The organism is Rhodovulum sp. YNF3179 (genome assembly GCF_050586465.1).
Taxonomy (GTDB): domain Bacteria; phylum Pseudomonadota; class Alphaproteobacteria; order Rhodobacterales; family Rhodobacteraceae; genus CAJXYS01.
The window spans coordinates 111,234-136,190 of record NZ_JBOCEG010000001.1; the positions used below are offsets into that span (position 1 = coordinate 111,234).

Genomic DNA, 24,957 nt, shown 5'->3' on the forward strand with positions numbered 1-24,957 from the left:
AGAATGCTTCGGCGAAAACGCCGAGGTTTTTCAGAGATCCTTGCGGGGAAACTCGTCCGCGATCTGCTTCATGCAGGCCCGCACCAGCTGGCGCGCATAAGCCTCGCGCGAGGCTACGAGCCAGCAATTGTGCCCGAACTCCGGGTGGCGGAAGCAGGGCACGAGGTCCGGGGTCGCGTCGCCGACGGAGCAGGGCAACAAGCCGACCGCCTGCCCCCCCTTCAGCGAGGCCACCATTCCGGGTACCGAACTCACCCGCAGGACGACCTGTGCGGGATCGAGCGCATCGCTCAGCCGTCTGATCGGGGCGATGGTGCGGGACATGCGGGCGGAATAGTGGATCACCCGGTGATCGGGCAGGTCGCGCAGATCCCGCGGCGCGCCCTTGGCCTGCTCGTAGGCCCGGCTGCAATAGAGCCCCCAGGGGACGGTGGCCACGCGACGCGCGATCAGGCTTTCGTCGTCGATCTCGTCGGTCATCCGAAGCGCGATATCCGCATCGCCGGCATTGAGATCGAGCTGCGTCTCACTCGTGTCGAGCTCCATGACGACGTCGGGGTGGGATGCCCGGAACCGCTCGAGGATCGGGGCGACCCAGTGATGGATTGCCTCGGCGGGCCCGGTGACGCGGATGTTCTCGGCCGAGGCGTCCGCCAGCCGCCGGGCGCGCGCCTCGACGTTCTCGAAGACCGCGCGCGCCGGTTTGCAGGCCTCGAGAAACGCCTCGCCGGTACGGGTCAGACGATAGCCCGACATCTCGCGCTGGAACAGCACAAGGCCGGTCTGGGCCTCGAGCGCGTCGAGCCTGCGGCTCACGGTCGTCTGGTTCACGCCGAGCCGCTTGGCGGCCCGCAGCGTGGAGCCTGCCTCAGCGACCGCGAGAAAGATCTTGATGTCATCCCACCGCATCGGCCGCCCTGCGTTTCCCTGCATATCTCGTCGCCGCTCGTGGCGCAGTGCCATGATCGTCGAGGGTAGCGGGGTGGGGCCATGCCGCAAGGCTGGATATTGACGCAGGATTGCCGAAAGGGGCTGCGCAGACGGCGAACGGGCGCTTTCCACCCGTCCTCGCCACAGAACGGCGCCTCGCGCCCGAACATACGGGAGAAAGCGGCCCGGTCCTCTGCCTTGAGCCCCGGTGCAATGGCCGGTGGTTTGCGCACAAGGCAAGAAAATCAGGAGACCGACGCGACTTTCTTGAGATTGGCCATCAGGTGATTGAATTTCTCGCCCTGGACGGCGACATGTGCCCGTGTCGCGTCGGCGGCGCCGTCGGCGTCACCGCGCTCGAGGGCTTCGACGATCTGCTCGTGTTCGGCCATTGATTGCCGCAGCCTGCCTCTCAGCCGAAGCTGGAGGCGACGAAACGGCATCAACCTGCGGTGCAGTCGATGGCTTTCATTGGCGAGAAAGGCGTTGCCGGACTGGCGATAGATTATGTCGTGGAAGCGCTCATTCTCTCGATAGTATTCGTCGGAGTCCCGGTCTTCGACGGCGCGCTGGCAGCGCGCGTTCGTGGCACGGAGGTCTTCCAGCGCCTCATCAGAGATACGCATGGCCGCGAAGCGGGCGCAGGCGGCTTCCAGTTCGGCCATGACCTCGAACATCTCGACCAACTCGACAGGGCCCGGGTGGCGCACGAAAACGCCGCGGCGTGGCAGCTGCTCCACCAGTCCGGAGAGTGCGAGACGCTGAAATGCTTCGCGAAGGGGCGTACGCGAGACCGCGAAGCGCTCCGCCAGCTGCACTTCGTCCAAGCGCTCGCCGTCGGCGAAAGACCCGTTCAGGATCAGGCTTTCAAGCTCATCGGCAATGATATCGGAGCGCTTCCGTTCCATGGGGTTCAATCTATCCACCCGGCACTTCGCCCACAAGACTATAATTCTTGTATACAAAACTATTGACCTTGCCGACATTGATTGCAAATCTCTGCAGATGGCCGGGCTCGGATTCGGCTCAAAGGGAGGAAGAAATCATGAAATTCACAACAGCCTTGGCTGCGGCGGCAGCGCTCTTCGCCGGCAGCTTCGCCGCGGGGGCAGAAACGCTTCGCCTGTCGCACCAGTGGTCCGAAGGTGATGTTCGCCACAAGGTGGCACAAATCGTGGCCGACGAGGTCGCGGCCGCCGGCGTCGATCTGGACATCCAGATCTTCCCGTCGCAGTCGCTCTTCAAGGCGCGCGAACAATACAAGCCGCTCGCGCGCGGACAGGTGGACATGATCGTCTTCCCGCTGTCCTATGCGGGCGGTCTGCGCAACGCGTATAACCTGACCCTGATGCCGGGGCTGGTGAAGAACCACGACCACGCCGCGCGGCTCAATGACTCGCCCTTCATGGACGAGATCTCGTCCATCATGGCCGAGGACGACATCATGGTTCTGGTGCACGGCTACCTGGCCGGCGGTTTCGCGGGCAAGGAGGAATGCATCACCGCCCCCGAGAATGTCGAGGGCAAGCAGATGCGTGCAGCGGGCAAGGCTTTCGAACAGATGCTGGCTGGTGCCGGGGCTTCGATCGCCTCGATGTCCTCGGCCGAGATCTACAATGCCATGCAGACCGGCGTTCTCGACGCGGCGAACACCTCGTCCTCTTCCTTCGTCTCGTACCGGATCTACGAGCAGGTGGCTTGCTTCACCCCGGCCGGGGAATATGCCCTCTGGTTCATGTATCAGCCGCTGCTGATGAACAAGTCGGTCTTCGAAGGCCTCTCGGCCGAGCAGCAAGAGGCCCTTCTGGCCGCCGCCGAAAAGGCCGAGGCCTATTACCTCGAAGAGGCCAAGAAGCAGGACTCCCATGCCCGTGACGTCTTCGCCAAGAACGGTGTCGAGATCGCGGACATGTCCGAAGAGGCGTTCAAGGCCTGGCAGGCGATCGCCCAGGACACGGCCTACAAGGCCTTCCTCGAGGGCTCGCCCGACGGGCAGCGTCTTCTCGATCTCGCGCTCAGCGTCGAGTGAGGTAGCGGCGCCGGCACCCGGGCCGTTCGGTCCGGGTGCCGGCCGGCAATCAACAGCCGTCCAACCAGGGAAGCACCGCCATGTCCGGATCCGTCCACCCGGTCGCCGCCGCTCGCACCGACGGGCCGCTGCCCCTGCGTGTGATCGCACGTCTCAGCCAGGCGTGCGGGGTTGTCGCCGCCTTGATGATCGTCGCGGCGGTCGTCATTACCTGCCAGATGATCTTCATCCGCTTCGTTTTGAACGGGTCGACGATCTGGCATACCGAGGGCGTCACCTACATGATGATCGCCGCGACCATGCTCGGTCTGCCCTATGTGCAATACCTGCGCGGGCACGTGAACGTGGATCTTCTGCCGCTCATGCTGCCCTTGAAGTGGAGAAAGGCGCTGGCCGCGCTGGTACTCGTCGGCACGCTGGCCGTCGTCGGCGTGATGCTTTGGCACGGTTACCATTTCTGGCACGAGGCCTGGGACTGGGGCGAGACCTCGAACACGCCCTGGAACCCCAAGCTCTGGGTGCCTTATCTCGCGCTGCCGCTTGGCTTCGGTCTCTACGCGCTGCAACTCGCCGCCGATTTCTACGCGATGATACGGGGCTTGGAGCCCCCTTTCGGCCTCCAGCCCGACGCAGCGCTTACCGACACCGACCCCACGCTCGTTGAAAGGGCCGACTGATGGATCCGCTAACGCTTGGCGCCCTGGTCGCGCTCGTCACCGTCGCCGTCCTGTTTTCCGGCATTTCCGTCGCCGCCGGCCTGCTGGTCGTGGCGGGGGGCTTCCTGATGGTGTTCGACGGGTTGCGGTCGCTGTCGCTGATGCCGGAGATCTTCTTCGGCAAGCTCGACAACTTCGCGCTGCTCTCGATCCCGATGTTCATCATCATGGGCGCGGCGATCGCCTCGACCCGCGCCGGCGGCGATCTCTACGAGGCGCTGGAGCGCTGGCTGACCCGGGTGCCGGGCGGTCTGGTCGTGTCCAATCTCGGGGCCTGCGCGCTTTTCGCCGCGATGTCCGGCTCCAGCCCCGCGACCTGCGCGGCCATCGGCAAGATGGGGATCCCGGAGATGCGCAAGCGCGGCTATCCCGACGGGGTCGCGGCCGGGTCTATCGCGGCGGGCGGCACGCTCGGTATCCTCATCCCCCCCTCTGTCACGATGATCGTCTACGGCATTGCCACCGAGACCTCGATCGGGCGACTCTTCCTGGCGGGCGTCGTCCCGGGGCTGCTGCTGGTCGGGCTCTTCATGGCCTGGTCGCTCTATTCCACCTGGCGTTCGGGCGATGCCTCGGTGCTGAGTGCCGGCAATTACACCTGGCGCCAGCGCTTCGAGATCCTGCCGCGCGTGTTGCCCTTCATCGCCATCATCCTCGGGGTGCTTTACGCGATGTATGGCGGCATCGCCACGCCGTCGGAGACGGCGGCGGTCGGCGCACTGCTCTGCCTCGTGATCGCGATGGTCATCTATCGCCTGTGGAACCCTCGCGATCTGTGGCGAGTGCTCCAGGACAGCACGAAGGAATCGGTGATGATCCTCTTCATCATCGGCGCCGCGGGCGTGTTCAGCTACATGCTGTCCTCGCTCTTCATCACGCAGTCCATCGCGGAATGGATCGGCACGCTCGACGTTAACCGTTGGGTTCTCATGGGGGCGATCAACATATTCCTGCTGATCGCGGGGTTCTTTCTGCCGCCGGTCGCCGTGATCCTCATGGCCGCGCCGATCCTGCTGCCGATCATCACCACCGCGGGGTTCGACCCGATCTGGTTCGCGGTCGTGCTGACCATCAACATGGAGATCGGCCTGATTTCGCCGCCGGTCGGGCTCAATCTCTATGTCATCAACGGCATCGCGCCGGACATCAAGCTCAAGACCATCCTCATGGGGTCGCTGCCCTTCGTGGCCTGCATGGTGATCGCCATCGTGCTGCTCTGCCTCTTCCCGGGGCTGGCGCTCTGGCTTCCCGACCTGGTAATGGGGCCGGAACTATGACCGTGTTCGCAGATCTCCTGTCCACGCTGTTCGAGCGCCGCTACCGCACCCCTTGGGCGGGCAAGCCCGACGACCGCCCGATCGCGGACATGATCGCCGATCTCATGGGCGCCGCCGGCGAGGTATCGGGCATCGCGGTCGCCAAGCAGATCCTCGACCGCTACGCGGCCATGGACGAGGACGAGAAGCGGGCATTCTTCCGCCATCTCGCCGAAGAGATGAACGTCTCGGCCGCGGCGGTCCGCGATGCGCTCGACGCCTATGAACAGGGCCAGACGAAGGCGAGCTACCGGGCCTTTATCGCCGCGGCCGAACCGCCCCGCCAGGAATTGATCCGGCGGCTGAACCAGGTTCCGGGGGCCACCCATTCGCTGGTTCAGATGCGGGCCGACCTGTTGCGTCTCGGGCGGGAAGATGACGCCCTGCAAGCGCTCGATCTCGATTTTCGCCATCTCTTTGCCAGCTGGTTCAACCGCGGTTTCCTGGTGCTGCGGCCGATCAACTGGGAGAGTCCGGCGCATATTCTCGAGAAGATCATCGCCTACGAGGCGGTCCATGCCATCGACAGCTGGGACGATCTGCGCCGCCGTTTGCAGCCCGCGGACCGCCGCTGCTTCGCGTTTTTCCATCCGGCCATGCCGGACGAGCCGCTGATCTTCGTCGAGGTCGCGCTGACCCGGGGCGTGGCCGGCTCGATCCAGAAGCTGCTGGCCGAGGATCGCGAGGTTCTGGACGGTGCCGCGGCCAACACCGCGGTTTTCTATTCCATTTCCAACTGCCAGGCCGGCCTCGCCGGGATCTCTTTCGGCAATCTGCTGATCAAACAGGTGGCGGCCGACCTCGCGGTCGAAATGCCGAACCTGGCGACCTTCGTCACCCTCTCGCCGATCCCGGGACTGGCGCGCTGGCTGGAGGAGGAGGGGCTCGCCGCCGATCCGTCGGCGCCAGACACCCTTCGGCAGCTGACCGCCCGCTATCTCCTCAAGGCGAAACGATCCGACGGCATGCCGCGCGACCCGGTCGCGCGGTTCCACCTGGGCAACGGCGCCACCATTCATCAGGTCCACGCCGGGGCCGACACCTCGGCCAAGGGGCGCGCGCAGTCGGCCGGGGCGATGGTGAACTATCTCTACGATCTCGCGAAGGTTCCCCAGAACCACGAACGCTTCGCCACCACGGGCGAGATCGCCGCTTCGGGAGAGATCAGGCAACTCGCCGCGGCCGGGGAAAAAACGCATGCATAGGACCAGTACAGATGGCTAATCCGCTCTATGATCGCCTCTTTGGCATTCACGCCGGCAAGGAGACCCCGTTCCTGCACCTGCCGGATGGCGAGACCCTGAGCCATGACGCCTTCCTCCGGATGGCGGCGCGGTTCGCGCATGGGCTGGCCGCGCTCGGCCTGGGGCCGGGCGACCGGGTCGCGGTGCAGGTCGAGAAATCTCCGGAGGCCCTGGCGCTCTATGCCGCCTCTGCGCAGGCGGGGGTCATCTTCCTTCCGCTCAACACGGCCTACACCGTCGAGGAACTGACCTATTTCATCGAGAACAGCGGCGCGGGGGCCGTCGTCTGCGACCCGCGGCGGGAACCGGACCTGGCCCCGGTCGCCGCCGGTTTCGGCGCGCGGATCGAAACGCTGGGCGCCGGGGGCGACGGCTCCTTCGCCGCCATGGCCGCCGAGATGCCGGACGCGTTCGACACGGTTGCCCGAAACGCGGACGACCTGGCCGCGTTTCTCTACACCTCGGGGACGACGGGGCGATCCAAGGGGGCGATGCTGACCCAGGAAAACCTGCTCTCGAATACCGCGACACTGGTCGATTACTGGCGCTTCACCGCGTCGGACGTGCTTCTCCATGCATTGCCGATCTTCCACACGCACGGGCTCTTCGTGGCCACCAACGTGACGCTGATGGCCGGCGGCGCGATGATCTTCCTGCCGAAATTCGATCTCGAGACGGTGCTGGCGCAACTGCCCCGCGCGACCAGCATGATGGGGGTGCCGACCTTCTACACGAGGCTTCTGTCGGATCCCCGCTTCGGCCGGGACCTCGTGGCGCATATGCGGGTGTTCATTTCGGGGTCGGCGCCGCTTCTCGAGGAGACGCACCGGCAGTTCGAGTCTCGCACAGGGCACCGCATCCTCGAACGCTACGGCATGACCGAGACGAACATGAACACCTCGAACCCCTATGACGGAGAGCGCCGCGCGGGCACGGTGGGCTTTCCCCTGCCCGGCGTGGAGCTCAAGGTGACCGATCCGGATACCGGCGCCGAGTTGCCGCGCGGCGAGGTCGGCCAGATCGAGGTTCGCGGCCCCAATGTCTTCAGGGGCTACTGGCGCATGCCCGAGAAGACAGCCGAGGAGCTGCGGCCGGACGGGTTCTTCATCACGGGCGATCTCGGGCGGATCGACGACGATGGCTATGTCCACATCGTGGGGCGCAACAAGGACCTGATCATCTCCGGCGGCTACAACATCTACCCCAAGGAAATCGAACTGGTGCTGGACGCGCAGCCCGGCGTGGTCGAGTCCGCGGTGATCGGCGTGCCGCACCCCGATTTCGGCGAGACCGTTCTGGGGGTTCTCGTGCCGGCGTCCGGCACGGCGCCGGATCTCGCGGCGATCGAGGCCGCGGTGCGGGATGCCCTGGCCCGTTTCAAGCATCCGCGCGATCTGATCCTGGTGGACGAATTGCCGCGCAACACGATGGGCAAAGTGCAGAAGAACGTCCTGCGAGAGCGCTACAGGGACCGGTTCGTACCGGCCTGATCGGGACCCGCCGCGGGCGCCCAGGGCATCTTGCCGCCATCGCCGGTGAACCTGTCTGGCTCCTCTGGCGGGTCGAGAGATCGGTCCCCGATCGCAGCCAGTCATCGACAATTCCGGCACGTATCTGAATTTTATAGAAATTTCTTATCCGCCCCGGTGCACCGCTTTCCCGGAAACGTTTCGCGAATGACAGACCGATCGTGCGGCCGGGGCACCGCGTCTCGCCGTCAGGCGACACGGCAAAGCGTATGGATGACCTTGATCTCGGCGCCGAACGCGTCGTTGCCGGGCAGGTAGTCACGCGGGGCGCTGACGTGCAGCGTTTCCCAGAGCCCGTCGCGGTCCAGCCGGGCGACCGTGTCCGCGAAGGACAGCGTATCCCACCGGTCGCTGCGCTGGGTGAAGGTCACGATGCCGCCGGGCCGCACGCAGCGGCAGACCGCGCGCAGCAACGCCTCGGCATCCTCGATATAGGTCAGAACGCCGATACAGGCGGCGCCGTCATAGGCGTCGGCGGGCACGGGCAGCGGCAGTTTCTGCAGGTCATGCTGGATCAGCTCGCCATAGCATCTGCGATCCCGGGCCTGGGCCAGCGATTCGGACGAGATGTCGATGCCGTCGATGCGATACGTGCCACGCCGGGCCAGCGTCGCGCCGAAAAGGCCGGTGCCGCAGCCGACATCCAGCACCCGCGCCCCGTCGTCCAGATGTGGCACGAGCAGCGCGGTTGCGTCCGCGGGCGCCTTGTAGTCCCAGTCCGCCAGGGTTTCGTCGTAGCTGTCGGCCCAGTCATCGTAGTAGCTTTGGACCGCCTCGGAATCCGTCGATCCCTCGCGCAGCGAGGCGAGCGCGCCGCCCCCGGATCCGTTCTCGGTGTCCATGAACTTCTCCTTTCCAGGTCGTGTCATGATCCTTGGAGTGGTAGACCCCCCGGAGCAACATGGCAAATCGGCCCGGCCCCGCGGGCATGGCGGTCGGCGTGGTCAGATGGCATAGTCGGGCCGCGACAGTAGAGGACAGGTTCATGAGCTCCGGCCTTCTCGCCCTTCTCGACGACATCACGCTGCTGGCCCGCGCCGCGGCGGCCTCCATCGACGATGCCGCGGCCCAGGCGGTCAAGGCCGGTACGAAATCGGCCGGGGTCGTGATCGACGATACGGCGGTCACGCCATCCTATGTCACCGGTCTGGCGGCCGAGCGCGAACTGCCCATCGTCGCGCGCATCGCGAAGGGATCGATCGTCAACAAGCTGGTTTTCCTGCTGCCGGCCGCGCTGGCGCTGTCGGCCTTCGCACCCTGGCTGATCCAGCCGCTGCTCCTGTTCGGGGGCATGTTCCTGGCCTTCGAGGGGGCCGAGAAGGTGCATCACTGGATCAGGCCGGCCGCGCATCACCCGGTCGATACCGATCTCTCCGCCGCGCCGGAGACGCCCGAGGAATTGCGCGCCTTCGAAGAGCGCAAGGTCGCGTCCGCGGTGAAAACCGATTTCATCCTTTCGGCGGAGATCATGGCGATCACGCTCTCGCAATTGCCCCTGGACATGAGCCTCTTCAGCCGCGCCGTCGCGCTGGCGCTCGTCGCGGTCGCGATCACCGTGGGGGTCTACGGCGCCGTCGCGCTGATCGTGCGCGCCGACGATGCCGGGGTGGCGCTGGCGCGCGCGCGGCGTGCCTCGGTGGCCCGGTTCGGCCGCGGGCTGGTCGCGGTGATGCCGGGCTTCCTCTCGACGCTGTCGGTCGTCGGGACCGTCGCGATGCTCTGGGTCGGGGGCGGGATCCTGATCCACAGCCTCGAGGTCTTCGGCCTGGCCGGCCCCGCGCACCTGCTGCACGACGCCGCGCATGCCGTGGAGACCGCGAGCCCGGTTCTGCCGGCCGTGCTCGGCTGGGCGGTGAGTGCGCTGGGCGCGGCGCTGGTCGGACTCGGCGTCGGACTGGTGCTCATGCCGGTGGTGGAAAAGGTGATCTTCCCGGCCTGGCAGCGGCTGCGTCCCGGCCGGGGCTAGCCGGCGCCGCCGACGTCGCCCTTGGCGACGGCCACCGACTTTACCACGGCAAAACAGGCCAGACCCGGCCCGATACCGAGCCGCTCGGCCGAGCGGCGCGTGATCCGCGCCAGGATCAGGTCCGTGCCGATGCGAAGCTGCACCGCCACGCCCGGCCCGGTGCCGGGGGTCACCGCGGTGACGGTGGCCGGCAGGATATTGAGCGCGGAGATGCCCTCGGGCCGGGCGAGCGACAGCATCACGTCCTTGGCCTCGATCCGGACCCGCAAGGATGTGCCCGGCGCGGCCGACTCCCGCGGGATCAGCAGGCGCCCGCCCGAGATCGCGACCTCTGTCAGCCCGTCGGGGTGGTGGGCGGCGATCCGGCCGGGAACCAGCGCGCCGGCCTCGCGCGGGCCGAAGCTGGGCACCGCCGCGGGATCGGACAGAACCTCGGCGGCCGGTCCGGCGCGGGTGACGCGGCCCGAATCGAGCACCACGACCGTCGTCGCAAGCCGCGCGATCTCGGTCACCGAGTGGCTGACATAGAGGACCGGGAGATCGGTCTCGTCACGGAGCCGCTCGAGATAGGGCAGGATCTCGGCCTTGCGCGGCGCGTCGAGCGCGGCCAGCGGCTCGTCCATCAAGAGAAGCCGCGGCGCCGAGAGCAGGGCGCGGCCCACCGCGACGCGCTGTTTCTCGCCGCCCGAAAGCGCGCCGGGCCGCCGGTCCAGCAGGTGCCCGATCCCGAGCATCTCCACCACGTGGTCGGTTTCCCGCCGGTTCGGCGCGACCGGCGCGAAGCGCCCCCCGTAGGACAGGTTCTTGCGCACCGTCATGTGCGGAAAGAGCCGGCCCTCCTGGAAGACGTAGCCGAGCCGCCGGCGATGTGGCGGCAGCCAAAGGTCGCGCGCGGTGTCGAACAGAACCCAGTCATCCACGGCGACGCGGCCCGCATCCGGCCTGAGAAGGCCCGCCACCGCATTCACCAGCGTCGTCTTGCCGGCCCCCGAGCGCCCGAAAAGCGCCGTGACGCCCTGCGGCGCGTCGAAGGCCGCATCGAGGGTCAGGCCCGGCAGGGCGTGCCGGATGCGCACCGACAGGGTCATATGCCGGACACCCGTTTCGCGACCCGCCGCGCCAGGATCTCGGAGGCCAGCAGCGCGCCCATCGCGATGGCCACCGAAACCCCTGCGAGCCGCAGGGCCGCGGTCTCGCCGCCCGGCACCTGCAGGAAGGCATAGATCGCCGAGGGCAGGGTCTGGGTCTGCCCGGGGATGTTCGAGACGAAGGTGATGGTGGCGCCGAACTCGCCCATGGCCTTGGCGAAGGCGAGGATCGCCCCGGCGATGATGCCGGGCAGGATCAGCGGCAGCGTGACCGTGGCGAAGACCCGTATCCGCCCGGCGCCGAGCGTGGCCGCCGCCTGCTCGAGTTTCGGGTCGACCGCTTCGATGGCCAGCCGGATGGCGCGCACCATCAGCGGGAAGGCCATGACCGCCGCCGCCAGCGCGGCGCCGGTCCAGCGGAAGGCGAACACGAGCCCGAGGCGCTCTTCAAGGAACCCGCCCACCGGGCCCTGCGTGCCGAAGGTCAGCAAGAGCAGGTAACCGGTCACCACCGGCGGCAGGATCAGCGGCAGGTGCACGATGCCGTTCACGATCTGCTTGCCCGGAAACGACCAGCGCGCCAGGGCCAGTGCCACGAGAATGCCAAGCGGCAGGCTCGCCACCGTCGCCCAGAAGGACACGCGCAGCGACAGCGCCACCGCCTGCCATTCCTCGGGGCCGAGCCAGCCGGTCATCCGGCGCCGCTCAGTCGGTCGCCAGGGCGAAGCCCTGCCGTTCGAAGGCCGCGCGGGCCAGGTCGCCGCGCAGGTGTCGCAGGAACGCCGCGGCGCGGGCCGGGTCCGCCCCGGTGACCGCCGCGGCCGGGTAGACGATCGGCGGGTGGCTGTCCGCGGGGAAGGTGCCGATGACGGTCACGTCGTCCTCCGCGCGTGCGTCGGTCGCGTATACGATGCCGAGCGGGGCCTCGCCCGTCGCCACCAGCGCCAGCGCGGCGCGGACGTTGTCGGCCTGTGCCACCTTCGGGGCGACGGCGTCCCATAGCCCCAGGCTTTCCAGCGCCGCCTTGCCGTAGATCCCGGCCGGCACCGCCTCGACCAGCGCCATGGCGAGCCGGTTCTCCCCCAGGCGCGCGGCGAGGTCGAATTCCGCGGAGAGGGACACCCCGCCGGCGTCCTGCCCGTGGGCGATCAGAACGATACGGTTTCCCAGCAGGTCGAAGCGGGTGCCGGGGTCGATCCGGCCCGCGGCCTCGAGATGGTCCATCCATCCCGGATTGGCCGAGATGAAGACATCGGCTGGCGCGCCCCGCTCGATCTGCCGCGCCAGCGCCGAGGACCCGGCATAGGATACGGTCAGCTCGTGGCCGGTCGCGGCCTCCCAGCCGGCCTCGACCTCGTCCATGGCCGTCTTCATCGACGCGGCGGCGAAGACCGTCAGCTCGCCCGCGCCCGCGGCCCCGCCGGTCAGCGGCAGGCCGAGCAGGGCGGAAAGCGCCACCACTCGCGCGGCGCGGGGGAACACGGGGAAATCGTGCATGGAGAACCTTTGCGTCGGGGCGCTATGTCGACCCGGATATATCGCAGCGCATGGTCGCCTTGCAAACGCTATGTTTCGCCAGACATATCGAGCAGCAGTCCGCGCAGCGCGTCGATCTCCGCCGCGCCGGCCTCGGCGGCCTGCGCCTCGAGCCTGCGGTAGTGGGACAGGACGCGTTCGCCGGTCTCGGTCAGGCTGGCCCCGCCGCCCCGTGCGCCGCCACGGCTGCTGGCCACCAGGGGCGCGCGGAAGGCCGCGTTCATCGCCTCGACCAGCGACCAGGCGCGCTTGTAGCTCATGCCCATGGCGCGCCCCGCGGCCGAGATCGAGCCGCGGTCACGGATCGCCTCGAGCAGGTCGGCCTTGCCGGGGCCGAGCATCGCGTCGGTGCCGAACACCACCCGCAGCCGCAGCCGCGTATCCTCGGGCGTCGGGGGGGTCTCGGTGGTCATGGGGCAGGTCCGTTGGCTGCGGTCATGCCCCAGCATAGAAAGCGCGGCAGGGCGCGGCAACGGGCGCTCAGATCGTGACGGTCACGCCGGGCAGGGCAAGCGCCTTCATCAGGTCGCGCAGCTCCTGGCGCGCCGCGATATTGGACAGGCTGAGCGTGCCCGTGCCGAGTTCCTTCAGGTCGAGCAGCGTCAGCCCGCGCGGAAAGAGCTCGCGGAAGATGACCCGCTCGGCGAAGCCGGGCACGGTGCGGAACCCGATCCGCCTGGCCAGGTCCGTCAGGGCCGTCCCGACCTTGCGCTTGTTGTGCATGTTCTGGCTGCCGAGCCGGTTGCGCAGCACGACCCAGTCGATCGGATCGAGCCCGGCCTCGGCCCGGAGCTGGCGCGCATGCCAGACCATTTCAGAGTAGATGGAGGGACCCTTGACCTTGCCGCTCTTGGCGTCGATCCGCGCCAGCAGGTCGAAATCGACGAAACTGTCGTTCATCGGCGTGATCAGCGTGTCGGCCAGCGAATGGGCGAGCTGGCTCAGCCGCGTATGCGAGCCGGGGCAGTCGATCACGATGAATTCCACGATCTGTTCCAGCCCGGCGATGGCCTCGCCCAGGCGGCGGTCCGACAGGTTCTCGCCGGGGGCGAGGTCGGCCTCTGTCAGGTCGGGCAGGGCCGCCATCAGCGGCGCGGGCAGGCTCAGCCCCTCGCTGTCGGCATAGGCGATGCGGTTTTCGACGTAGCGCGCGAAGCTGCGCTGGCGCACGTCGAGATCGAGCGCGCCGACCCGGTGGCCCATCCGGGCCAGGGCCGTGCCCACATGCATGCAGGTGGTGGATTTGCCCGAGCCGCCCTTCTCGTTGCCGACGACGATGATGTGGGCCATGCCCCAACCCCCTGCTGGTCGAGAAAAAAAGACGCGCCCGGCCGGGCGCGCCTCTCTATAGGGTATCGCTGCGGGCCGGAAAAGGCCCGGCGCCGCCTCAGAAGCCGAAGCCTTCGTACTTCTTCTTGAAGCGCGAAACGCGGCCGCCGGTGTCCATCAGGCGATGGCCGCCACCGGTCCAGGCCGGGTGCGCGGACGGGTCGATGTCCAGGGTGATCGTGTCGCCCTCGGCGCCGTAGGTGGAGCGCATCTGCACCGTGGTGCCGTCGGTCAGCTTGACGTCGACGAAATGATAGTCGGGATGGATGTCTTTTTTCATCGCGCGTCTCCTCAGGCCTCGGCGCCGGGCTTCGGCTTGTAATTGGTCTGCTCGGCGATCCGGGCGGACTTGCCGCGGCGCGAGCGCAGGTAGTAGAGCTTGGCGCGGCGAACCTTGCCGCGACGCACCACCGTGATGTTGTCGATATTGGTGGAGTGCAGCGGGAACGCCCGCTCGACACCCTCGCCGAAGGAGATCTTGCGCACGGTGAAGGTGCCGGCGATGCCGTCGCCGCCCTTGCGGCTGATGCACACGCCCTCGAAGTTCTGCACCCGGGTGCGCGACCCTTCGGTCACCTTGTAGCCGACACGGATGGTGTCGCCGGCCTTGAAATCCGGGATCTTCTTGCCGAGTTCGGCGATCTGCTCGGCCTCGATCTGTTCGATCAAGTTCATGACGGTCGTCCTTTTCTGCTCACGGTTTTCCCGCGAAGTTGGTCGCGCCTCAGAGCTCTCGGTCTCCTTCCGGGTCCCTATCCTGCGCCGCAAGATAAGCCCGCCAGAGGTCAGGTCGTCGTTCCTTTGTCAGCCTTTCGGCCTCGGCCTTCTGCCAGGCGGCGATCTTCGCGTGATGACCGGAGAGGAGAACCTCCGGTATCCTGCGACCTTCCCAGACAGTCGGCCGTGTGTACTGCGGGTGCTCCAGGAGACCGTCGGAGAAAGACTCCTCCTCGGCGGACGCCTGATTCCCGAGCACGCGGGGTATAAGGCGAACCGTCGCATCAATCAAGGCCTGAGCGGCGATCTCTCCGCCGGTGAGGACGAAGTCGCCGAGGCTGATCTCCTCGACACCGTAGGCCTCCAGCACGCGCTCGTCCACACCCTCGAACCGGCCGCAAAGGATCGTCACCCCGGCGGCCCCGCTCCAGCGCCGCGCGGTGGCCTGGGTAAAGGGCTTTCCGCGGGGCGAGAGATAGACCACCGGCCAGGCGGCGCGGTCGTCCGGCGTGCCCTGGCGGGCCGCCTCCAGCGCCGCGCCGACGACGTCGGGGCGCATCACCATGCCGGCCCCGCCGCCCGCGGGCGTATCGTCCACGTTGCTGTGCTTGCCCACCCCGAACTCCCGGAGCGGGATCGTCTCCAGCGCCCAGAGCCCTTCCTGCAGGGCCTTGCCGGTCAGCGAAAGGCCCAGGGTGCCGGGAAACGCCTCGGGGAAGAGCGTGACGATCCTGGCGGTCCAGACGCCGGCATGCCGGGGCGTCGGCGTCATGAGCTCGCGCGGCCGGGGGCTGGCCGAGATCGAGAGCCGGCCATGGGACCGGGGTTTGTCGTCGGTCATGCGTCCTCCTCCTCGGCGCGGAGATCCTCGATCCGGCCGGCGAGATCTGTCAGCAGGTCGGCCTCGCCCGGGTGCAGCGCCTCGATCTCCGTGGCGATCGTGGTCAGGCGGGCCGGGTCGGGCAGCGCCTGCCGGGCCGCCGGGTCATGCGTGAGCAGCGCCGCCGCACGGCTGGCAAAGAGGCGCAGCGCCACGACGTCCGCCGTCGCCACGACGAGGTCAAAAACCTCCTGCGCGGTGGCGTCGCGCGCGGCGCCGGGGTCGGTGACGTGCCAGACCGCGGCCAGGCGGTCGCGCGGCGTGCCGGTCGTCTCGGCGCGCACCAGCAGGGCCGGGCCCAGCCGGATATCCGTCACCGTGTCTTCCAGGCGGGCCAGGGCGGCGGCGATTTCCGCCTCGGTGACGTTGCCGCCGGCGGGCAGAGCCTCCAGCGCGTCGGTCTGCGTCAGCGCCACGCCGCCATCGGGCTGGGGCACCCGGCCTTGCGCCGCGCGGTCGGCCGCGGCCTGCCGCGCCGTCTCGTCCAGCCGCTTCAGCGCCGCCTCCGCCAGGTCCGCGCCGCCGTCGGACACGCCCCGCGGCCAGGCCATACGCCCGAGAAGGGCGCCGGCCAGCCCGACAAGCAGCCAGGCCGTCAGCGGGACCTCGGCATCGATCCCCGCGAGCGCGCGGAGCATGTGGCCGGTCCCCAGCAGCAGGCTGGCCAGCGCCAGGTGGATCGCGATGGTCACCGGCAGCATGGCCCGCGTTCCGGGCGCCAGCGGACCGCTCTCCGGGGACCGGGTCAGAACGGACCAGAGGAAGAACAGGCCGGCAAAGGCCAGAAGCGCGAGGTAGGGTGCCCCGGTGGCGCCGGCCGCTACGGGGGCGGCGAAGACCATGATCCCGGCCAGGAGGAACCCGGCGCGGCGCATCAGAACAGCCCGTCGGGCGGGTCGGCGATCAGCCGCCCGCCGGCGATGTCCACCGTCGGCACCGCCGCGCGGGTGAAGGGCAGCAGCACGGTATCGCCGTGTCCCGGCACCGCGATCTCCAGCAAATCCGTGGCCCCGTGGTTCTGCACGCCGCGGACGGTCCCCAGGTCGGTGCCGCCGGTGTCGAGCACCCGCAGACCGACAAGGTCGGCATGGTAGAACTCGTCGTCGGGCAGGTCGGGCAGCGCGTCCCGGTCGACGTAGAGCCGGGTGCCGCGCAGCGCGTCGGCGGCTTCCTTGGTGGCGACGCCTGACAGCCGGGCGGCGAAGCCGTTCTTGACCGCCCGTGTCAGCGTCACCTCGAAGCTGCGCCGGCCTTCTTCCGTCCAGAGCGGGCCGTAACCGGCGATGTCCGCGGCCTCGGCACAGAAGCTCTTGAGCCGGACCTCGCCGCGCACGCCGAAGGCGCCGGCCACGGCGCCGACGCAGACTCGGTCGCCGCTCATCGCTCCGCCCCCAGGCAGAGCCCTTGCGGCGTGACCGTGCCGCCCAGGTCGAGGCACCGGTCGACCGCGATGACGCGCTCGACCCGCATGCCCGCCCAGAAGGCGCCGGCGCAAAGGATCAGCATCAGCAGGCGCCGCATGCCGGCCTCCGCGGGTTTACTCGGTCGCCTCTTCGGCGGCCTCGGTCTCTGCCTCGGCCGGGGCGGCCTCGGCGGCGGAAGCGGCCTCGGCGGCCTTGGCGGCTTTCTCCTCGGCGCGCTCCTGGGCCTTCTGGCCCGGCTTGGCCTTGTTCGGGTTGTTCCGGGTCTTGGCGGTCAGGACGCCGGCGGCCTCGAGCATGCGGCTGACGCGGTCGGTCGGCGTCGCGCCGTGCTCGAGCCAGGCCTTCACGCGGTCGAGGTCCATCTTCACGCGCTCTTCCGAATCCTTCGGCAGAAGCGGGTTGTAGATGCCCAGCTTCTCGATGAAGCGGCCGTCGCGCGGCATGCGCGAGTCGGCGGCGACGATGCGGTAGAAGGGCCGCTTCTTGGTGCCGCCGCGGGCGAGACGAATCTTGATAGCCATGTGATCTACTCCTGTATTTGGCTGTCGATCGGGCGCTCGGCGCCCGTCATTCCTGCAGTTTCTCGTGGTGCCTGATGACTTCTGAGATGATGAAGCTCAGGAATTTCTTGGCGAATTCCGGGTCGAGATCGGCCCGTTGCGCCAGGTCTTCGAGCCGCTCGATCTGGCGCGCCTCACGCGCGGGATCGGACGGGGGAAGGTTGTGTTCGGCCTTGAGTCGCCCCACCGCCTGGGTGTGTTTGAAGCGTTCGCCCAGCGTGTAGACGAGGATCGCGTCGAGCCGGTCGATGCTCTCGCGGTGTTCCTTCAGCAGCGCGGCGGCCTGGGCGGTGGCGTCTTTCATTGCAGGGTCTCCGGGGCGGGGTGGCGGTAGACCAGGTCGGCGTAATCGGTGCGGGGGGCCTGGGGATCCTCGATTGCGCCCAGCCGGCGCGCGACCGCGATGGAGCGGTCGTTGCGGCTGTCGATGTAGCTGACGAGACTGCCGACGCCGATCCCCGACCAGGCATGGTCGCGGAGCCGCGACGCGGCCTCGGTGATGTAGCCCTTGCCCTCGTGTCCGGCGAAGGCGATCCATCCGAGCTCGGGCTCCGGGTAGTCGGGCGGCTGGATCACCGACACCTGGCCCACGGTCTTCCCCGTCGCCGTTTCGATAACGGCAAGCCCGCCATGGCCCAGAAGATCCCATTGCGCGACATCCGAGGCGAACCAGCCCCAGGCCTCGGTCGCGCTGTAGGGTCCGCCCATGTAGACCGCGCGCTCCGACGTCATCACCGCCGCATAGGGCGGGAAATCCGCCATCAGATGCGGACGGAGCGTCAGCCGCTCTGTCGTCAGGGTGGGTGCCGCGGTCATTTCTTTTTCCCAAACCCCGAAAGGCCCGGCGGCAGGGGCATGCCCTTCTGCCCGCCCGCGCCCGGGAAGCCCGGCGGCAGCCCGCCGCCCTGGCCCTGCAGCGCGGCCGGGTCCATCCCGGCGAGGTCCTTGGGCATGCCGCCCTTGCCGAAGAGCTGGCCCATGGCCTGCTTCATCATGCCCCGGCCGCCCTTCTTTCCGAGCTTCTTCATCATGTCCGACATCTGCCGGTGCATCTTCAGCAGCCGGTTCAGGTCCTGCACTTCCTGGCCCGAGCCCGCGGCGATGCGCTTCTTGCGGCTGGCCTGCAATATCTGGGGATTGGCACGCTCTTTCTTGGTCATGGACTGGATCAGCGCCACCTGCCGGCGGATCACCTTGTCGTCGTAACCCGCTTCCTCGACCTGCTTGGCCATCTTTCCCATGCCGGGCATCATCGACATGATGCCCTCCATGCCGCCCATCTTCTGCATCTGCTCGAGCTGCATCTTCAGGTCGTTCATGTTGAACTGACCCTTCTGGAAGCGCTTCATCATGCGCTCCGCCTGCTCGGCCTCGATGGTTTCCTGGGCCTTCTCGACAAGGCTGACGATATCGCCCATGCCGAGAATGCGGCCGGCGATGCGCTCGGGCTCGAAGGTCTCGAGCGCCTCCATCTTCTCGCCGAGGCCGACGAACTTGATCGGCTTGCCGGTCACCGCGCGCATCGACAGCGCCGCGCCGCCGCGGCCGTCACCGTCCATGCGGGTCAGGACGACGCCCGAGATGCCGATCCGCTCGTCGAAATTCTCGGCGGTGTGCACGGCGTCCTGGCCGGTCAGGCCGTCGACGACCAGCAGGGTCTCGCGCGGGGTGGCGACGTCGCGGACCGCCTCGACCTCGGACATCAGCGCCTCGTCGATCGAGAGACGCCCGGCCGTGTCGAGCATGTAGACGTCGTAGCCGGCCAGCATCGCCTGTTGCTTGGCGCGCTTGGCGATCTGGACGGCCGTCTCGCCCTTGACGATGGGCAGCGTGTCGACGCCGATCTGCCGGCCGAGCACCTCGAGCTGTTCCATCGCCGCCGGGCGGTTGGTGTCGAGCGAGGCCATCAGGACCCGCTTGCCGTCCTTTTCCCTGAGCCGCTTGGCGAGCTTGGCGGTCGTCGTCGTCTTGCCCGAGCCCTGCAGGCCGACCATTAGGATCGGCGCGGGCGGGTTGTCGATCTTGAGGCTGCCCGGCTCGCCCTCGCCGGCGAGGACCGCGACCAGCTCGTCATGGACGATCTTGACGACCTGCTGACCCGGCGTGACCGATTTCGTCACCGCCTGGCCCGTGGCCTTTTCCTGCACCGACTTGACGAAGTCGCGCGCCACCGGCAGCGACACGTCGGCCTCCAGCAGCGCGACCCGCACCTCGCGGAGCGCGGTCTTGACGTCCTCTTCGGAGAGCGCCCCCTGCTTGGTCAGCCGGTCGAAGACACCGGACAGGCGTTCGCTCAGACTTTCAAACATGCCCTCGGTCCTCCTTCGACCCTTGCCACGTCTGCCCCCTCATGTGGGAAGGGGCGGCTCAAACGCCAACGGCACCCGCGGGCGAAACCTCGCTGACGGGTGGCGATCCCGGCTCTCGGCACGGGACCGGAAGGGTTGGCACTCTTCCGGATATCCCCGCGCGTCTACGCGGGGCCGCGGACGGAGTCAAGTCGGGAAGAGGGGTGCCCGGGGCGCGGCGGCCCCGGGCGGGCACGTCATGCCGCCAGCGGCAGGGCGTCGACGCGGGCCTCTGCGGCCTGCATCTTCTCGTCGCGGCCACGCATCAGGGCGTCCGCGATCACAAAGCTCACATCGGTGATGCCGAAGAAGCCCAGCATGTGCCGCAAGTAGCCGGAGGCGAAATCGACGTCGGACCCCTCGGCCGTGCCGTCGGAGGCCATGGCGACGATCGCCCGCTTGCCCGTCATCAGGCCTTCCGGGCCGTTCTCGGTATACCTGAAGGTCACGCCGGCCCGCGCGACCTGGTCGATCCAGGCATTCATCTGCGTGGGCACCGTGAAGTTGTAGACCGGCAGGCCGATGACCAGCGTGTCGGCGGCCTGCAGCTCGGCGATCAGCTCGTCCGAGAGCGCGAGCGCCTGCGCCTGGTCCGGTGTCCGGTCGGTTTCGGGGGTGAAGGCCGCGTCGGTCCAGGCGGCATCGACGAAGGGCAGCCCGCCCGACAGGTCGCGGCTGACGACGCGGGCCGCCGGGGCCGCGGCGGTGAGCCGGTCGAGGATCCGGCCGGTCAGCGCGCGGGTCACGGACCGCGCGCCCCTGATGGAGGTGTCGATGCGCAGGATCTGGCTGGGTTGTTCGGTCATGGGAGGTCTCCGTTCGGTTTCTGGGGTCGACTCCTGAAATAACCTGCGCCCAGAAAAACGAAACACTGGCTTTCGCACATTGACTGTGCAAAATTTTGAGAATGGATAACTGGGACGAGATCCGCACCGCATACCAGGTCGCGCGGCATGGGACGGTCAGCGCGGCCGCGACGACGCTGGGCGTCCATCACTCCACGGTCATCCGTCATGTCGATGCGCTGGAGGCGCAGCTCGGCGTGAAGCTCTTCCAGCGTCATGCCCGCGGCTACACCCCGACCGAGGCCGGGCAGGACCTGCTGCAGGTCGCGGCCACCACGGACGACCAGTTCGCCCAGCTCGAGGGACGGTTGCGCGGCCGCGGCGCGGCCGTCACGGGCGAACTGGTGGTCACGGCCCTGGCCGAGGTGTCGAGCCTGGTCGCCCCGGTTCTGGTCGCGTTCCAGGAACGCAACCCGGACGTGACCGTGCGCGAGATCGCCGACGAGCGGGTGCTCAAGCTCGAATACGGCGAGGCGCATGTGGCGATCCGCGCGGGCCGCGCGCCGCAGGAACCCGACAACGTTGTGCAAAAGCTCGCACGGATGCCGGCCGCGGGCTTTGCGCACCGGCGCTACGTATCCAGCCACGGGGAGCTGCGCGATGACGCCGATCTCGCGCGGCATCGCTTCATCGGGGTTGGCGGCGAGGATGCCCGCGCGCCGACCGCCGTCTGGATGCGGGCCAACCTGCCGCCGGACCGCATCACCTATCACGTCTCGCATCAGCGCGGGGTGCTGGACGCGGTCCGCGCCGGCGGCGGTATCGGCTTCCTGCCGGTCTGGCGCGGCCGCGCGGAGGAAGGCCTGGTCGAGCTGATGCCCCCGCGGGACGACTGGGCCTCCAATCTCTGGCTGGTGACGCATGTGGACCTTCACCGCACGGCCAAGGTGCAGGGCTTCGTCAAGCTGCTGAAAGAGGCGGCGCGGGGCTGGCCCGCCGCCTGATCGCCGGGGTGCTGGCGATCCGGCGCCGGCTGGTCTATGCCTCCCGCATGACACGCCTTTCCTCCTCCGCCCAGGGGCACCTGGCGATGCTGCTCTTCTCGGCGCTGGTGGCCGGCTCCTTCAGTTTCGGCAGCATGATCGCCAACGATATCGCGCCGGTCGCCGTGAACGTCGTGCGCTTCGCGCTCGCGGGGGTGATCATCGGCACGGCGGCCGCGCTCGGGCCCGGGATCCGGCGCGCGCATTTCCGCGCGCCCTGGCGCTACCTTGTCCTGGGCGGCGTGTTCGCCAGCTATTTCGTGCTGATGTTCGAGGGGCTGAAGACCGCCGCGCCGGTGTCCACCAGCGCGGTCTTTACCCTGACGCCGGTCATGTCGGCCGTGTTCGGCTGGCTGGTGCTGCGCCAGGTCACCACGCCGCGCATGGCGCTGGCGCTGTCCATCGGCGCGGCGGGCGCGCTCTGGGTGATCTTCCGCGCCGATCTCGCGGCGCTGGTCGCCTTCGATCTAGGGCGGGGCGAGGCGATCTATTTCGTCGGCTGCATCGCGCATGCGCTCTATCCGCCGCTGGTGGCGCGGCTGAACCGCGGCGAGCCGGCGCTGGTCTTCACCTTCGGAATGATGATCGGGGCGATCGCGCTGATGGGGCTCTATGGCTGGGAGTCCCTGCGCGCGACCGACTGGGCGGCGCTGCCGGCCCATGTCTGGGCCGTGCTGGCCTATCTCGCGGTCTTCGCCAGCGCCGCCACCTTCGTGCTGCTTCAGATCGGTTCGATGCGGCTGCCCTCGGCCAAGGTCATGGCCTACACCTACCTGACGCCAAGCTGGGTCACCCTGCTGCAGGTCGCGCTCGGCAAGGAGACGCCTTCGGCGCTGGTGCTGGCCGGGGTGGGGCTGTCGGCCGTGGCGCTGGTGCTGCTGCTCAAGGACGAGGGCGGGGCCGATCCGTCCAAGCCGTCAGTCCGCGCGGTCTGACCCGCCGGACGGGCCGTCGATCTCTGCCTCCAGGAACCGCTCGAAGGCATCGAGGTTCACCGCCTCGAACTGGCCGAAGCTCTGCATCCAGATCGAGGCGTCGCGCAGCGCGTCGGGTTCCAGCTTGCACCATTTCACCCGGCCGCGTTTCTCCTGCGAGATGAGACCCGCCCGGGTGAGGATGCCGAGATGCTTCGAGATCGCCGCCAGCGACATCTCGAACGGCTCGGCCACGTCGGTGACCGCCATGTCGTCCTCGAGGAGCATGGTCAGGATCTCGCGCCGGGTGCGGTCGGCCAGCGCCGCGAAGACATGATCGAGCGGGTCCGTCATGGGCAGGCCATTAGGACCGGCCCCGCCCATCGTCAACCGTTTGGTTGAATATGGCCTTTTGCCCGGATTCCACGCCGCAGCGCCGCATCGCGCTTGTGCCCGCATGTCGCAGGCTTTTAAAAATACAGCAAAAACAGTTATTTATGCGGCCGTTAAGACATGCGTAACGCGCTTGACTCGGACCACCCCCCTTTCTAGGTTCCGCGCAACTGCCAAAGGGGGTGGCGCATGTCCGACGGGCCCGATCCGGAGCGTCTCAAGGCGCTCGAGGACAAGCTCGCCAAGCTCCGCGGCAAGAAGCCCGTCGGCCCGCGCGCCGGGGGGCACGCCACCCACGCCCATGCCGGGTGGCGAATGGTGACAGAGCTCGTGACGGGGATCGTCATGGGGTTCGGCATCGGATGGGGGCTCGACAGCCTTTTCGGCACGCTGCCGATCCTGATGGTGCTGTTCACGATGCTGGGGTTCGCGGCGGGCGTCCGGGTGATGCTGGGCACCGCGCGGGAGATCCAGGGATACAGCCAGGACGCCGAGGCGCCCGGCACGGACGACACGGCCCCCGACCGGACGGGGCAAGAGAAGGGGAACGCAGGTGGCGACGGAAGCTGAAGGCGGCGGTATCAAAATCGATCCGATGGGGCAGTTCGTGGTCGAACCCCTGTTCGGGGGCGATCACGTGGCATGGTACACCCCGACCAACGTGACGCTCTGGATGGCGATCACGGTGCTGGCGGTGATCGTGCTGCTGGTGCTGGGAACGCGGGGCCGGGCCATCGTGCCGTCGCGCTCGCAATCCGTTGCCGAGCTGACCTACGGCTTCATCCACCAGATGATCGAGGACGTCGCCGGCAAGGACGGCCTGAAGTACTTCCCCTACATCATGACGCTGTTCCTGTTCATCGTGTTCGGGAACACGCTGGGCCTGTTGCCGACCGCCTTCACCACCACCTCGCATCTCGCGGTGACGGGCGTGCTGGCGCTGCTGGTCTTCGTGACGGTCACCGTGATCGGCTTCGTCAAGAACGGCGCCTCGTTCCTGTCGCTCTTCTGGGTGTCGGCCGCGCCGCTCGCGCTGCGCCCGGTCCTGGCGGTGATCGAGCTGATTTCCTACTTCGTGCGGCCGGTCAGCCATTCCGTCCGTCTGATGGGCAACATGATGGCCGGCCACGCGGTCATCAAGGTGTTCGCCGGCTTTGCCGGGGCACTCGGGCTCGGCGCGGTCTTCCCGGTCGTGGCGATCGTGGCGATCTACGGGCTGGAGGTCATGGTGGCCTTCGTCCAGGCCTATGTCTTTACCATCCTGACCTGCGTCTATCTCAAGGACGCGCTGCACCCGCATCACTGACGGTCAGGCCCCCAAACACAGCCAATTCCAACGCAAGGAGATACGGATATGGAAGGCGATATCGCACAAATGGGTCAATTCATCGGTGCCGGCCTCGCCGGTATCGGTTCGGGCGCCGCGGCCATCGGTGTGGGCCACGTTGCCGGCAACTTCCTGGCCGGCGCGCTGCGCAACCCCTCGGCTGCCGCGTCGCAGACCGCGACCCTGTTCATCGGCATCGCGTTCGCCGAAGCGCTCGGGATCTTCTCGTTCCTCGTCGCGCTTCTGCTGATGTTCGCCGTCTGATCGCCTGCGAACCAGTCCAGACGCCGGACGGCGCGCCATCGGGCGCCCGTCCGGTGTAATATCGGTTCCAGGAGGGAAACATGGCAACAGAGGCACAAGGGGCCGAGGCCGCCGGCAATGCACCGGGCATGCCGCAGCTGGATTTCTCGACCTTCCCCAACCAGATCTTCTGGCTGCTGGTCACCCTGGTGGTCATCTACCTTGTCCTGAACAAGGTGGCGCTGCCGCGGATCGCCAGCGTTCTGTCCGAACGGCAGGGCACGATCGCCAATGATCTGGCCGCGGCCGAAGAGCTCAAGGGCAAGGCCGGCGAAGCGGAAGAAGCCTACAAGAAGGCGCTTGCGGATGCGCGCGCCGAAGCGAACCGCATAATCGCCGATGCCAAGGCCGAGATCCAGAAGGATCTCGACGCAGCGACCGAGAAGGCCGACGCGGAGATTGCCGCGAAATCCGCGGAATCGGAAAAGCGGATCGGCGAGATCCGCGCGAGCGCGATGGAAAACGTCGAGGCCGTCGCCAAGGACACCGCGATAGAGGTCGTGCGGGCCGTTCTGCCCGCCGCCGAAGACGCGTCCGCGGTGGACAAGGCCGTCGACCAGCGGCTGAAAGGGTGAGCGCC

The 24,957-nt window shown here is 68.1% G+C and carries 32 protein-coding genes; 12 read left to right on the forward strand and 20 right to left on the reverse strand.

Going from position 1 to position 24,957, the window contains the following annotated elements:
- Positions 1–30: 30 nt before the first annotated feature.
- Together ACQ5SP_RS00590 and ACQ5SP_RS00595 are read right to left on the reverse strand one after the other, a co-directional pair.
- A complete protein-coding gene (locus tag ACQ5SP_RS00590) occupies positions 31–909 on the reverse strand; it encodes a LysR family transcriptional regulator (protein ID WP_430935345.1) in 879 nt (292 codons plus the stop codon).
- 266 nt (positions 910–1,175) lie between these two features.
- Entirely contained in the window at positions 1,176–1,838 is a 663-nt protein-coding gene (locus tag ACQ5SP_RS00595) for a GntR family transcriptional regulator (RefSeq protein ID WP_430935347.1), read from the reverse strand.
- Positions 1,839–1,975: 137 nt separating this feature from the next.
- Between ACQ5SP_RS00595 and dctP the strand changes: the two genes are divergently transcribed.
- The 5 genes from dctP to ACQ5SP_RS00620 all read left to right on the forward strand — a co-directional run bounded on the left by dctP (position 1,976) and on the right by ACQ5SP_RS00620 (position 7,725).
- Positions 1,976–2,959: a TRAP transporter substrate-binding protein DctP gene (dctP, locus tag ACQ5SP_RS00600; protein WP_430935349.1), complete on the forward strand. Its 984-nt coding sequence runs from the start codon at positions 1,976–1,978 to the stop codon at positions 2,957–2,959.
- Between the two features lie 80 nt (positions 2,960–3,039).
- Positions 3,040–3,636: a TRAP transporter small permease gene (locus tag ACQ5SP_RS00605; RefSeq protein WP_430935351.1), complete on the forward strand. Its 597-nt coding sequence runs from the start codon at positions 3,040–3,042 to the stop codon at positions 3,634–3,636.
- Positions 3,636–4,952, forward strand: a complete 1,317-nt coding sequence (locus tag ACQ5SP_RS00610; protein ID WP_430935353.1) for a TRAP transporter large permease — start codon at positions 3,636–3,638, stop codon at positions 4,950–4,952. Before ACQ5SP_RS00605 ends, ACQ5SP_RS00610 begins: the two co-directional genes overlap by 1 nt.
- Positions 4,949–6,196: a malonyl-CoA decarboxylase gene (locus tag ACQ5SP_RS00615; protein ID WP_430935355.1), complete on the forward strand. Its 1,248-nt coding sequence runs from the start codon at positions 4,949–4,951 to the stop codon at positions 6,194–6,196. Before ACQ5SP_RS00610 ends, ACQ5SP_RS00615 begins: the two co-directional genes overlap by 4 nt.
- An 11-nt stretch (positions 6,197–6,207) precedes the next feature.
- Positions 6,208–7,725, forward strand: a complete 1,518-nt coding sequence (locus ACQ5SP_RS00620; RefSeq protein WP_430935357.1) for a malonate--CoA ligase — start codon at positions 6,208–6,210, stop codon at positions 7,723–7,725.
- Positions 7,726–7,952: 227 nt separating this feature from the next.
- On the opposite strand, the gene ACQ5SP_RS00625 is transcribed toward ACQ5SP_RS00620, so the two are convergent.
- On the reverse strand, positions 7,953–8,606 hold the full coding sequence (locus ACQ5SP_RS00625) for a class I SAM-dependent DNA methyltransferase (RefSeq protein WP_430935359.1): 654 nt from the start codon (positions 8,604–8,606) through the stop codon (positions 7,953–7,955).
- A gap of 143 nt (positions 8,607–8,749) precedes the next feature.
- On the opposite strand from ACQ5SP_RS00625, the gene ACQ5SP_RS00630 reads away from it, so the two are divergent.
- Positions 8,750–9,730: a DUF808 family protein gene (locus ACQ5SP_RS00630; protein ID WP_430935361.1), complete on the forward strand. Its 981-nt coding sequence runs from the start codon at positions 8,750–8,752 to the stop codon at positions 9,728–9,730.
- Here the strand turns inward: ACQ5SP_RS00630 and modC are convergent.
- From modC to ACQ5SP_RS00710, 16 genes are all read right to left on the reverse strand, one after another.
- Entirely contained in the window at positions 9,727–10,818 is a 1,092-nt protein-coding gene (gene modC, locus ACQ5SP_RS00635; protein ID WP_430935363.1) for a molybdenum ABC transporter ATP-binding protein, read from the reverse strand. The genes ACQ5SP_RS00630 and modC overlap by 4 nt on opposite strands.
- Complete coding sequence (gene modB, locus ACQ5SP_RS00640) at positions 10,815–11,513, reverse strand: molybdate ABC transporter permease subunit (RefSeq protein ID WP_430935365.1); 699 nt, start codon at positions 11,511–11,513, stop codon at positions 10,815–10,817. Before modB ends, modC begins: the two co-directional genes overlap by 4 nt.
- A gap of 10 nt (positions 11,514–11,523) precedes the next feature.
- The gene (gene modA / locus ACQ5SP_RS00645; protein WP_430935367.1) at positions 11,524–12,315 is read right to left on the reverse strand and encodes a molybdate ABC transporter substrate-binding protein; all 792 of its coding nucleotides are present in this window, start codon (positions 12,313–12,315) and stop codon (positions 11,524–11,526) included.
- A gap of 68 nt (positions 12,316–12,383) precedes the next feature.
- Positions 12,384–12,767, reverse strand: coding sequence for a winged helix-turn-helix domain-containing protein (locus ACQ5SP_RS00650; RefSeq protein ID WP_430935369.1), 384 nt, complete (start codon positions 12,765–12,767; stop codon positions 12,384–12,386).
- Positions 12,768–12,834: 67 nt separating this feature from the next.
- Positions 12,835–13,644 carry a division plane positioning ATPase MipZ gene (locus ACQ5SP_RS00655; protein ID WP_430935371.1) on the reverse strand — a complete coding sequence of 270 codons (810 nt, stop codon included), beginning with the start codon at positions 13,642–13,644 and terminating at the stop codon, positions 12,835–12,837.
- A gap of 97 nt (positions 13,645–13,741) precedes the next feature.
- A complete protein-coding gene (gene rpmE, locus ACQ5SP_RS00660) occupies positions 13,742–13,963 on the reverse strand; it encodes a 50S ribosomal protein L31 (protein WP_430935373.1) in 222 nt (73 codons plus the stop codon).
- A gap of 11 nt (positions 13,964–13,974) precedes the next feature.
- On the reverse strand, positions 13,975–14,358 hold the full coding sequence (rplS, locus tag ACQ5SP_RS00665) for a 50S ribosomal protein L19 (protein ID WP_430935375.1): 384 nt from the start codon (positions 14,356–14,358) through the stop codon (positions 13,975–13,977).
- A 49-nt stretch (positions 14,359–14,407) separates the two neighbouring features.
- Complete coding sequence (gene trmD / locus ACQ5SP_RS00670) at positions 14,408–15,241, reverse strand: tRNA (guanosine(37)-N1)-methyltransferase TrmD (RefSeq protein WP_430935377.1); 834 nt, start codon at positions 15,239–15,241, stop codon at positions 14,408–14,410.
- Positions 15,238–16,155, reverse strand: a complete 918-nt coding sequence (locus ACQ5SP_RS00675) for a hypothetical protein (protein ID WP_430935379.1) — start codon at positions 16,153–16,155, stop codon at positions 15,238–15,240. Before ACQ5SP_RS00675 ends, trmD begins: the two co-directional genes overlap by 4 nt.
- Positions 16,155–16,661: a ribosome maturation factor RimM gene (gene rimM, locus ACQ5SP_RS00680; RefSeq protein ID WP_430935381.1), complete on the reverse strand. Its 507-nt coding sequence runs from the start codon at positions 16,659–16,661 to the stop codon at positions 16,155–16,157. Before rimM ends, ACQ5SP_RS00675 begins: the two co-directional genes overlap by 1 nt.
- Positions 16,658–16,801 (reverse strand): hypothetical protein, encoded by a 144-nt coding sequence (locus ACQ5SP_RS00685; RefSeq protein ID WP_430935383.1) that lies wholly within the window; start codon positions 16,799–16,801, stop codon positions 16,658–16,660. Before ACQ5SP_RS00685 ends, rimM begins: the two co-directional genes overlap by 4 nt.
- Before the next feature lie 16 nt (positions 16,802–16,817).
- The gene (rpsP, locus tag ACQ5SP_RS00690; RefSeq protein WP_430935385.1) at positions 16,818–17,225 is read right to left on the reverse strand and encodes a 30S ribosomal protein S16; all 408 of its coding nucleotides are present in this window, start codon (positions 17,223–17,225) and stop codon (positions 16,818–16,820) included.
- A gap of 46 nt (positions 17,226–17,271) precedes the next feature.
- Positions 17,272–17,568 (reverse strand): chorismate mutase, encoded by a 297-nt coding sequence (locus ACQ5SP_RS00695; protein WP_430935387.1) that lies wholly within the window; start codon positions 17,566–17,568, stop codon positions 17,272–17,274.
- Complete coding sequence (locus ACQ5SP_RS00700; protein ID WP_430935389.1) at positions 17,565–18,080, reverse strand: GNAT family N-acetyltransferase; 516 nt, start codon at positions 18,078–18,080, stop codon at positions 17,565–17,567. The genes ACQ5SP_RS00695 and ACQ5SP_RS00700 overlap by 4 nt, the downstream gene beginning before the upstream one ends.
- The gene (gene ffh / locus ACQ5SP_RS00705) at positions 18,077–19,573 is read right to left on the reverse strand and encodes a signal recognition particle protein (RefSeq protein WP_430935391.1); all 1,497 of its coding nucleotides are present in this window, start codon (positions 19,571–19,573) and stop codon (positions 18,077–18,079) included. Before ffh ends, ACQ5SP_RS00700 begins: the two co-directional genes overlap by 4 nt.
- Positions 19,574–19,809: 236 nt before the next feature.
- Entirely contained in the window at positions 19,810–20,418 is a 609-nt protein-coding gene (locus ACQ5SP_RS00710; RefSeq protein WP_430935393.1) for an FMN-dependent NADH-azoreductase, read from the reverse strand.
- A gap of 101 nt (positions 20,419–20,519) precedes the next feature.
- Between ACQ5SP_RS00710 and ACQ5SP_RS00715 the strand changes: the two genes are divergently transcribed.
- Complete coding sequence (locus ACQ5SP_RS00715) at positions 20,520–21,401, forward strand: LysR family transcriptional regulator (protein WP_430935395.1); 882 nt, start codon at positions 20,520–20,522, stop codon at positions 21,399–21,401.
- Between the two features lie 47 nt (positions 21,402–21,448).
- Complete coding sequence (locus ACQ5SP_RS00720) at positions 21,449–22,375, forward strand: DMT family transporter (protein WP_430935397.1); 927 nt, start codon at positions 21,449–21,451, stop codon at positions 22,373–22,375.
- On the opposite strand, the gene ACQ5SP_RS00725 is transcribed toward ACQ5SP_RS00720, so the two are convergent.
- Positions 22,358–22,708, reverse strand: coding sequence for an ArsR/SmtB family transcription factor (locus ACQ5SP_RS00725; RefSeq protein ID WP_430935399.1), 351 nt, complete (start codon positions 22,706–22,708; stop codon positions 22,358–22,360). The genes ACQ5SP_RS00720 and ACQ5SP_RS00725 overlap by 18 nt on opposite strands.
- Before the next feature lie 228 nt (positions 22,709–22,936).
- On the opposite strand from ACQ5SP_RS00725, the gene ACQ5SP_RS00730 reads away from it, so the two are divergent.
- The 4 genes from ACQ5SP_RS00730 (at position 22,937) to ACQ5SP_RS00745 (ending at position 24,952) form a co-directional block, all read left to right on the forward strand.
- On the forward strand, positions 22,937–23,317 hold the full coding sequence (locus ACQ5SP_RS00730; RefSeq protein WP_430935401.1) for an AtpZ/AtpI family protein: 381 nt from the start codon (positions 22,937–22,939) through the stop codon (positions 23,315–23,317).
- Positions 23,301–24,053, forward strand: coding sequence for a F0F1 ATP synthase subunit A (locus tag ACQ5SP_RS00735; RefSeq protein WP_430935403.1), 753 nt, complete (start codon positions 23,301–23,303; stop codon positions 24,051–24,053). The genes ACQ5SP_RS00730 and ACQ5SP_RS00735 overlap by 17 nt, the downstream gene beginning before the upstream one ends.
- Before the next feature lie 48 nt (positions 24,054–24,101).
- Positions 24,102–24,338, forward strand: coding sequence for a F0F1 ATP synthase subunit C (locus ACQ5SP_RS00740; RefSeq protein ID WP_430935405.1), 237 nt, complete (start codon positions 24,102–24,104; stop codon positions 24,336–24,338).
- An 80-nt stretch (positions 24,339–24,418) separates the two neighbouring features.
- Positions 24,419–24,952: a F0F1 ATP synthase subunit B' gene (locus ACQ5SP_RS00745; RefSeq protein WP_430935407.1), complete on the forward strand. Its 534-nt coding sequence runs from the start codon at positions 24,419–24,421 to the stop codon at positions 24,950–24,952.
- Positions 24,953–24,957: the final 5 nt, after the last annotated feature.

Coding starts and splice junctions, on each gene's coding strand:
- ACQ5SP_RS00595 (WP_430935347.1), bottom strand. CDS start 1,838: ATGGAACGGAAGCGCTCCGATATCATTGCCGATGAGCTTGAAAGCCTG.
- ACQ5SP_RS00745 (WP_430935407.1), top strand. CDS start 24,419: ATGGCAACAGAGGCACAAGGGGCCGAGGCCGCCGGCAATGCACCGGGC.
- rimM (WP_430935381.1), bottom strand. CDS start 16,661: ATGAGCGGCGACCGAGTCTGCGTCGGCGCCGTGGCCGGCGCCTTCGGC.
- ACQ5SP_RS00725 (WP_430935399.1), bottom strand. CDS start 22,708: ATGACGGACCCGCTCGATCATGTCTTCGCGGCGCTGGCCGACCGCACC.
- ACQ5SP_RS00730 (WP_430935401.1), top strand. CDS start 22,937: ATGTCCGACGGGCCCGATCCGGAGCGTCTCAAGGCGCTCGAGGACAAG.
- ACQ5SP_RS00605 (WP_430935351.1), top strand. CDS start 3,040: ATGTCCGGATCCGTCCACCCGGTCGCCGCCGCTCGCACCGACGGGCCG.
- rplS (WP_430935375.1), bottom strand. CDS start 14,358: ATGAACTTGATCGAACAGATCGAGGCCGAGCAGATCGCCGAACTCGGC.
- ACQ5SP_RS00700 (WP_430935389.1), bottom strand. CDS start 18,080: ATGACCGCGGCACCCACCCTGACGACAGAGCGGCTGACGCTCCGTCCG.
- dctP (WP_430935349.1), top strand. CDS start 1,976: ATGAAATTCACAACAGCCTTGGCTGCGGCGGCAGCGCTCTTCGCCGGC.
- ACQ5SP_RS00675 (WP_430935379.1), bottom strand. CDS start 16,155: ATGCGCCGCGCCGGGTTCCTCCTGGCCGGGATCATGGTCTTCGCCGCC.
- ACQ5SP_RS00620 (WP_430935357.1), top strand. CDS start 6,208: ATGGCTAATCCGCTCTATGATCGCCTCTTTGGCATTCACGCCGGCAAG.
- modB (WP_430935365.1), bottom strand. CDS start 11,513: ATGACCGGCTGGCTCGGCCCCGAGGAATGGCAGGCGGTGGCGCTGTCG.
- ACQ5SP_RS00610 (WP_430935353.1), top strand. CDS start 3,636: ATGGATCCGCTAACGCTTGGCGCCCTGGTCGCGCTCGTCACCGTCGCC.
- ACQ5SP_RS00720 (WP_430935397.1), top strand. CDS start 21,449: ATGACACGCCTTTCCTCCTCCGCCCAGGGGCACCTGGCGATGCTGCTC.
- ffh (WP_430935391.1), bottom strand. CDS start 19,573: ATGTTTGAAAGTCTGAGCGAACGCCTGTCCGGTGTCTTCGACCGGCTG.
- ACQ5SP_RS00695 (WP_430935387.1), bottom strand. CDS start 17,568: ATGAAAGACGCCACCGCCCAGGCCGCCGCGCTGCTGAAGGAACACCGC.
- ACQ5SP_RS00615 (WP_430935355.1), top strand. CDS start 4,949: ATGACCGTGTTCGCAGATCTCCTGTCCACGCTGTTCGAGCGCCGCTAC.
- ACQ5SP_RS00625 (WP_430935359.1), bottom strand. CDS start 8,606: ATGGACACCGAGAACGGATCCGGGGGCGGCGCGCTCGCCTCGCTGCGC.
- modC (WP_430935363.1), bottom strand. CDS start 10,818: ATGACCCTGTCGGTGCGCATCCGGCACGCCCTGCCGGGCCTGACCCTC.
- ACQ5SP_RS00715 (WP_430935395.1), top strand. CDS start 20,520: ATGGATAACTGGGACGAGATCCGCACCGCATACCAGGTCGCGCGGCAT.
- ACQ5SP_RS00710 (WP_430935393.1), bottom strand. CDS start 20,418: ATGACCGAACAACCCAGCCAGATCCTGCGCATCGACACCTCCATCAGG.
- ACQ5SP_RS00685 (WP_430935383.1), bottom strand. CDS start 16,801: ATGCGGCGCCTGCTGATGCTGATCCTTTGCGCCGGCGCCTTCTGGGCG.
- trmD (WP_430935377.1), bottom strand. CDS start 15,241: ATGACCGACGACAAACCCCGGTCCCATGGCCGGCTCTCGATCTCGGCC.
- ACQ5SP_RS00590 (WP_430935345.1), bottom strand. CDS start 909: ATGCGGTGGGATGACATCAAGATCTTTCTCGCGGTCGCTGAGGCAGGC.
- ACQ5SP_RS00740 (WP_430935405.1), top strand. CDS start 24,102: ATGGAAGGCGATATCGCACAAATGGGTCAATTCATCGGTGCCGGCCTC.
- ACQ5SP_RS00630 (WP_430935361.1), top strand. CDS start 8,750: ATGAGCTCCGGCCTTCTCGCCCTTCTCGACGACATCACGCTGCTGGCC.
- rpmE (WP_430935373.1), bottom strand. CDS start 13,963: ATGAAAAAAGACATCCATCCCGACTATCATTTCGTCGACGTCAAGCTG.
- rpsP (WP_430935385.1), bottom strand. CDS start 17,225: ATGGCTATCAAGATTCGTCTCGCCCGCGGCGGCACCAAGAAGCGGCCC.
- ACQ5SP_RS00655 (WP_430935371.1), bottom strand. CDS start 13,644: ATGGCCCACATCATCGTCGTCGGCAACGAGAAGGGCGGCTCGGGCAAA.
- modA (WP_430935367.1), bottom strand. CDS start 12,315: ATGCACGATTTCCCCGTGTTCCCCCGCGCCGCGCGAGTGGTGGCGCTT.
- ACQ5SP_RS00650 (WP_430935369.1), bottom strand. CDS start 12,767: ATGACCACCGAGACCCCCCCGACGCCCGAGGATACGCGGCTGCGGCTG.